The sequence below is a fragment of the Pseudomonas sp. genome (assembly GCF_049590575.1).
GTDB lineage: Bacteria > Pseudomonadota > Gammaproteobacteria > Pseudomonadales > Pseudomonadaceae > Aquipseudomonas.
Window position 1 is genome coordinate 1 of record NZ_JBAWDE010000249.1, and the last position, 5,600, is coordinate 5,600.

The 5,600-nt window shown below is 65.7% G+C and carries 7 protein-coding genes; all 7 read right to left on the reverse strand.

Translation table 11 applies throughout. From position 1 onward, the window contains the following. Positions 1–44: 44 nt before the first annotated feature. On the reverse strand, positions 45–617 hold the full coding sequence (gene phnN / locus WBR57_RS17265) for a phosphonate metabolism protein/1,5-bisphosphokinase (PRPP-forming) PhnN (protein ID WP_424084953.1): 573 nt from the start codon (positions 615–617) through the stop codon (positions 45–47). After that, positions 617–1,762, reverse strand: a complete 1,146-nt coding sequence (locus tag WBR57_RS17270; RefSeq protein WP_424084955.1) for an alpha-D-ribose 1-methylphosphonate 5-triphosphate diphosphatase — start codon at positions 1,760–1,762, stop codon at positions 617–619. The genes phnN and WBR57_RS17270 overlap by 1 nt, the downstream gene beginning before the upstream one ends. Next, on the reverse strand, positions 1,752–2,474 hold the full coding sequence (gene phnL / locus WBR57_RS17275) for a phosphonate C-P lyase system protein PhnL (protein ID WP_424084957.1): 723 nt from the start codon (positions 2,472–2,474) through the stop codon (positions 1,752–1,754). The genes WBR57_RS17270 and phnL overlap by 11 nt, the downstream gene beginning before the upstream one ends. After that, a complete protein-coding gene (gene phnK, locus WBR57_RS17280) occupies positions 2,471–3,244 on the reverse strand; it encodes a phosphonate C-P lyase system protein PhnK (protein ID WP_424084959.1) in 774 nt (257 codons plus the stop codon). The genes phnL and phnK overlap by 4 nt, the downstream gene beginning before the upstream one ends. Continuing rightward, a complete protein-coding gene (locus tag WBR57_RS17285) occupies positions 3,241–4,089 on the reverse strand; it encodes an alpha-D-ribose 1-methylphosphonate 5-phosphate C-P-lyase PhnJ (protein ID WP_424084961.1) in 849 nt (282 codons plus the stop codon). The genes phnK and WBR57_RS17285 overlap by 4 nt, the downstream gene beginning before the upstream one ends. Then, a complete protein-coding gene (locus tag WBR57_RS17290; protein ID WP_424084963.1) occupies positions 4,082–5,158 on the reverse strand; it encodes a carbon-phosphorus lyase complex subunit PhnI in 1,077 nt (358 codons plus the stop codon). The genes WBR57_RS17285 and WBR57_RS17290 overlap by 8 nt, the downstream gene beginning before the upstream one ends. After that, positions 5,158–5,600, reverse strand: a 443-nt coding sequence (gene phnH, locus WBR57_RS17295) for a phosphonate C-P lyase system protein PhnH (RefSeq protein ID WP_424084965.1), incomplete at its 5' end; no start/stop codon positions are given. The genes phnH and WBR57_RS17290, both read right to left, overlap by 1 nt.

The window sequence follows — 5,600 nt, forward strand, 5'->3', positions numbered from 1 at the left end:
GCCATACACCGGGACTTGCCGCGCGTCGCCGGTGCCGAGCAAGGTCAGGCGCATGCCGAGTGCCCGTGGTCCAGGCAGCACAGCAGGCGCTCGACGCTATGTTCCAGCGGGCCGGAATTGTCCAGCACGAACAACCCGGCGCCATTGCCGGCGATCAGCTCAGCGGTGAACCGCGCATTGCGCGCCAGGCGCGCCTCGATATCCGCCAGGGCTTCACGCCCGCGTGCGATCAGGCGCTGGCGCAGCACGGCCTGATCCACCGTCAGCAACAGCACCAACACACGCGGATAGCGCTCGCGGGTTTGCGCCAGGTGCGCGCGGGAGCCGTTGACCAACACGTCCTCCCCCGCCGCCAGCCAGTCGTCGATCTCGCGAGGGATGCCATAGGACAACCCATTCGCCTGCCAACTGAGGGCAAACGCGCCCTCGGCGTCCATCGCGGCGAACTGTGCCGGGCTCACGCCCTGGGCAGCCTCGCCCACCGCCTCGGCCGAACGGGTGATGACCCGGCGCACGATGCGGCAGCCGCGCTCGGCCAAGCGTGGGCGTGCGGCATCCAGCAGGCTGTCCTTGCCCGAACCCGATGGCCCGATGAGATAGATCAACCTGCCCGCCATCAAAACACCCTCTTTGCCTGTCGCCAGACTTGTTGCACTACAGGAAGCCCTTCGCGGCTGCGGGCCTGTACCAGGTCGGCGCGCAGGCCGATGGCAATTTCACCGCGATCGGTCAGGCCCGCCGCTCGCGCGGGCGCCAGGCTGATCATCTTGACCGCGCGTGCCAGGTCGCCGCCGTCCTGTTGATCGGCCAGCACGAACGCCGCCTGCAACAGGCTGGCCGGGTAGTAGTCGCTGGACAGTATATCCAGCAAGCCCTCGGCCGCCAGGCCGGCGGCGGCCACATTACCCGAGTGCGACCCACCGCGCACCACGTTCGGCGCGCCCATCAACACTTTCATGTTCAACGCCTGGCAGCCCTTAGCCGCTTCCAGCGTGGTGGGGAATTCGGCGATGCTCATGCCGTAGCGCGCCGACTCCTCCACGTGCGCCAGCGTCGCGTCGTCATGGCTGGCGACCGACAAGCCGCGCGCCAGGCAATGCGCGACAATGGCCGCGCGGTAACGGTCGCTGTACTCCCGAGAGTTGGCCATTTGCAGCAGGATGAAGGCGTCCATGGTTTCGTCGTTCAAGTGGTACTTGCCCATGTAGTACTCACGGTACTTGGATTCCAGCACAAACTGGCGCTGGCCCGGCGAATGGTCCATCACCGACACCAGGCGCACCAGCGGGTTTTCCACCAGATCGCGGAACACGCTGAGGGTGTCCGGGTGGCACAGCTCGCAACGCAGGTGCAGGTGGTGCTCGGCGCGGGTCAGGCCGGCACCCTCGGCGGCGGCGATGGCATCGAGCATCGCCGGCAGCTTTTTCATGCGGTTGCCCTTGGGGTTCACGTCGCCGATGGACACCGCGTCGAACACCGTGGTGATCCCCGCCGCGATGATCTGCGCGTCATGGCTGAGCACCGCCGAGGTCGACGGCCAGTCCACGCCGGGGCGCGGGGTCATGTGCTTTTCCAGGTTGTCGGTGTGCAATTCCACCAGGCCCGGCAGCAGGCAATCACCGCCCAGGTCCTGGGCCTGGGGCAACTGGCTGCGGCCTTCGGCGATGTCGACAATCGTGCCGTCGCGCAGTACCACGGTGCCGAGGAACATGCGCTCAGCCGTGACGACCTGGGCATTACTGAGGATCTGTTCAGCGGGCATGGGCGTATTCCTCTGCGGCAACAGGTGTGGGGGTCATGTCGAAATGGCGATCGGCGACCGCTTCACGGGCGGCGCGGTCGTGGAAGATGCCGATCAGCGCGGCACCGCCCGCCTTGGCTTCGTTCATCAGTTCCAGCACCACCTGGCGGTTGTTGTCGTCCAGCGACGCGGTGGGCTCGTCCAGCAGCATCACCGGCCACTCGACCATGAAGCCGCGGGCAATGTTGACCCGCTGTTGCTCGCCCCCGGAGAAGGTGCCGGGCGCCAGTTGCCACAGGCGCCGGGGAATATTCAGGCGCGTGAGCAAGTGCTCGGCGCGTGACTGCGCATTGGCCCTCGACCAGCCACGGGCCAATGCAGGCTCCATCACCACGTCCAGGCAGGCCACGCGCGGGATCACACGCAGGAACTGGCTGACGTAACCGAGGGTTTGCTGGCGCACCTGCAAGATGGCGCGCGGCTCGGCGCCGACGAGTTCCAGCCACTCACCGGCATGCCGCACGCGAATGCTGCCGCCCGCCGGTAGATAGTTGCCGTACAGCGTGCGCAGCAAGGTGCTTTTACCCGCGCCGGACTCGCCATGCAGCACCAGACATTCGCCGCCCTGCACACTGAAATCCACCCCGCGCAGCACGTTCAGCACCACGCCGTTCTGCGGGTGCAGGGTGAAGGTTTTCGAGAGGTCACGGACCTCGATCAAGGCATTCGTCATGGCTGCAATACCGAAGACACCAGCAGTTGAGAGTAAGGGTGCTGTGGATCGTCGAGGATCTGATCGGTCAGCCCGGTTTCCACCACCCGCGAGCGGCGCATCACCATCAGGCGGTCGGCCAGCAGCCGCGCAACGGCCAGGTCGTGGGTGACGATCACCACCGCCAGGTCCAGCTCACGCACCAGGCCGCGCAGCAGGTCGAGCAGGCGCGCTTGCACCGACACATCCAGGCCGCCGGTGGGCTCGTCCATGAACACCAGGCGCGGGCTGGAAACCAGGTTGCGCGCGATTTGCAGGCGCTGCTGCATGCCGCCGGAGAAGGTGCGCGGCAAGTCATCGATACGCGCCGGGTCGATTTCCACCTGGCCGAGCCAGTCCAGACCGGCGCCGCGCAGTTGCGCATAGTTGCGCACGCCCTGCGCCATCAACCGCTCGCCGATATTCGCGCCGGCCGACACGCCCATGCGCAAACCGTCGCGCGGGTTCTGCTCGACAAAGCCCCACTCGGTGCGCAGCAAGGTGCGGCGCTCGGCTTCACTGGCGCTGTAGAGGTCGAGCCATTCGCCGTCCTTGCTGCGGTAGCCGATGCTTCCGGCGTGCGGTGGCAGGCGCCCGCTCAATAGCGAGAGCAAGGTGGATTTACCCGAGCCGGACTCGCCGACAATCCCCAGCACTTCGCCGGGGTACAGATCGAAACTGACGCCCTGGCAGCCCTTCTCCGGGCCATAGAGCAAAGACAGGTCGCGCACTTGCAATAACGGCTGGCTCACTGGGTGTTCTCCTTCACGCGCTGGGCGCAATACCAGGTGTCGGAACACACAAAACTCTGGGTCCCGGCGTCGTCCAGAATCAGCTCATCAAGGAAGGAATCGTGGCTGCCGCAAATGGCGCAGTTGTGCGCCCATTTCTGCACTTCGAACGGGTGGTCTTCGAAGTCCAGGCTGCTGACCTGGGTATACGGCGGCACCGCGTACAAACGTTTTTCGCGCCCGGCGCCGAACAGCATCAGCGCCGGGCTCATGTCGAGTTTCGGGTTGTCGAATTTGGGGATCGGCGACGGGTCCATCACGTAGCGTTCGTCCACCCTCACCGGGTAGGCGTAAGCCGTGGCGATATGGCCGAAGGTGGCAATGTCTTCGTAGAGCTTTACCTGCATCACCCCGTAGTCATTGAGGGCGTGCATGGTGCGCGTCTCGGTTTCCGACGGTTCGATAAAACGCAGCGGCTCGGGGATCGGCACCTGGTACACCATGATCTGCCCAGCCTGCAGCGGGGTTTCCGGGATGCGGTGACGGGTCTGGATTACCGTGGCGTCCGGCGTGGCTTCAGTGGTAGCGACACCCGCCGTGCGTGCAAAAAAGCGCCGGATCGACACGGCATTGGTGGTGTCGTCCGCGCCCTGGTCGATGACCTTGAGCACGTCATCCGCACCAAGAATGGCGGCGGTCAATTGCATGCCGCCGGTGCCCCAGCCGTACGGCAATGGCATCTCGCGGCCGCCAAATGGCACCTGGTAACCGGGGATCGCCACGGCCTTGAGCAAGGCGCGGCGGATCATGCGTTTGGTTTGCTCGTCGAGGTAGGCGAAGTTATACGCCGGATCGCGGTCATTCATGGCGGGGGCCCTCAGCCGGTTGGCGCAGTTTGCGGATCAGTTCCAGCTCGGACTGGAAGTCCACGTAGTGAGGCAATTTGAGATGCGAGACAAAGCCCGCCGCCTCGACGTTGTCGCAGTGGGCCAGCACGAACTCTTCGCGCTGGGCCGGCGACACCACCTCTTCGTTGTATTCCTCGGCGCGCAGCGAACGGTCGACCAGCGCCATGCCCATGGCCTTGCGCTCGGCATGCCCGAACGCCAGTCCGTAACCACGGGTGAATTGCGCCAGCTCGGTGGCCGAGCCGACGAACTGGTTGACCATCTCGCACTCAGTCACCTCGATACTGCCCAGGCAGATCGGGAAGCCCAATTCTTCGGGTTCAATCCACACCTGCACGTCACCGATGCGAATCTCACCGGCAAACGGGTGGTTGCGGCCGTAGCCGCGTTGGGTCGAATAACCCAGCGCCAACAGGAAACCCTCATCGCCACGGGCCAGGGCCTGCAGGCGTTCGGCGCGGCTGGCCGGGTATTCCAGCGGGTCGCGGGTGATGTCGGCGACGCTGGCGTTATCGTCGGTTTCGGGTTTGATCAGGCCTTCCTTGGCGAGCAAACCGAGCACCCGTGGGCAGGCTTCGATGCGCGCCTCGGGCGTGGTCTGCGGGCCGGGGTATTCACCGTCGGCCAACAGCGAAAAATCCAGCAGCCGATGGGTGTAGTCGAAGGTCGGGCCGAGCAGTTGCCCACCGGGCACGTCCTTGAACGTGGCCGACAGGCGCCGGCTCAACACCATCTGCGCGGTATCAATCGGCAGGCTCGAGGCGAAGCGCGGCAAGGTGGTGCGGTAGGCGCGCAGCAGAAAGATCGCCTCCACCAAGTCCCCCGCCGCTTGCTTGATCGCCAGCGCGGCGAGTTCTTCATCGAACAGCGAGCCTTCGGTCATCACCCGCGCCACGGCCAGGGGCAGTTGCTCGCGGATTTGCGCCACGCCGAGTTCCGGAATCGCGGTATCGCCCCGGCGTTTTTTCGCCAGCAGGCGGTGGGCATTGTCGATGGCCTGTTCGCCACCTTTGACGGCTACGTACATCAGGCGTGCTCCTCTGTAACGCGGCTGCTGCGTGGCAGGCCGATCAGGTGGTGGCCGGCGGCAAACAACACGTCCAGGCCGCGCGGGAAAGCTTCGCGGCGTTGGCGCTCCAGCCAGAATGCTTGCGGCACTGGCAGGTTCACGCGGCGTTGCGTGTGGATGCCGGGACCGCGCCAGCTAAGGCCGCGGCCGGCTTCCAGGTCGGTGAGCTGCACGAGCAAGGTGCAGGACTGGTCGGGGTAGCGGTCATTGCCGTGGTCAAAACCGCTGAGGTCGAGCAGGTCCTGTTCGCCGAGCAATGCGAACACGGCGTCTTCGCGCGTCGCCGTCAGCGGGCAGCCGCAGTGGAAGGCCAGGTTGGCGCGGATCAGCGGGGTGTCGAAGCTCGGCGCCAGCCACAGCGGCGTGTCCCTATCCAGCAGCGCCAGGCACAGCGCGTAGG

Excerpts from the sequence above, each read along its gene's own strand:
- phnN (WP_424084953.1), bottom strand. The coding sequence starts at position 617 with ATGGCGGGCAGGTTGATCTATCTCATCGGGCCATCGGGTTCGGGCAAG.
- WBR57_RS17270 (WP_424084955.1), bottom strand. The coding sequence starts at position 1,762 with ATGCCCGCTGAACAGATCCTCAGTAATGCCCAGGTCGTCACGGCTGAG.
- phnL (WP_424084957.1), bottom strand. The coding sequence starts at position 2,474 with ATGACGAATGCCTTGATCGAGGTCCGTGACCTCTCGAAAACCTTCACC.
- WBR57_RS17285 (WP_424084961.1), bottom strand. The coding sequence starts at position 4,089 with ATGAATGACCGCGATCCGGCGTATAACTTCGCCTACCTCGACGAGCAA.
- WBR57_RS17290 (WP_424084963.1), bottom strand. The coding sequence starts at position 5,158 with ATGTACGTAGCCGTCAAAGGTGGCGAACAGGCCATCGACAATGCCCAC.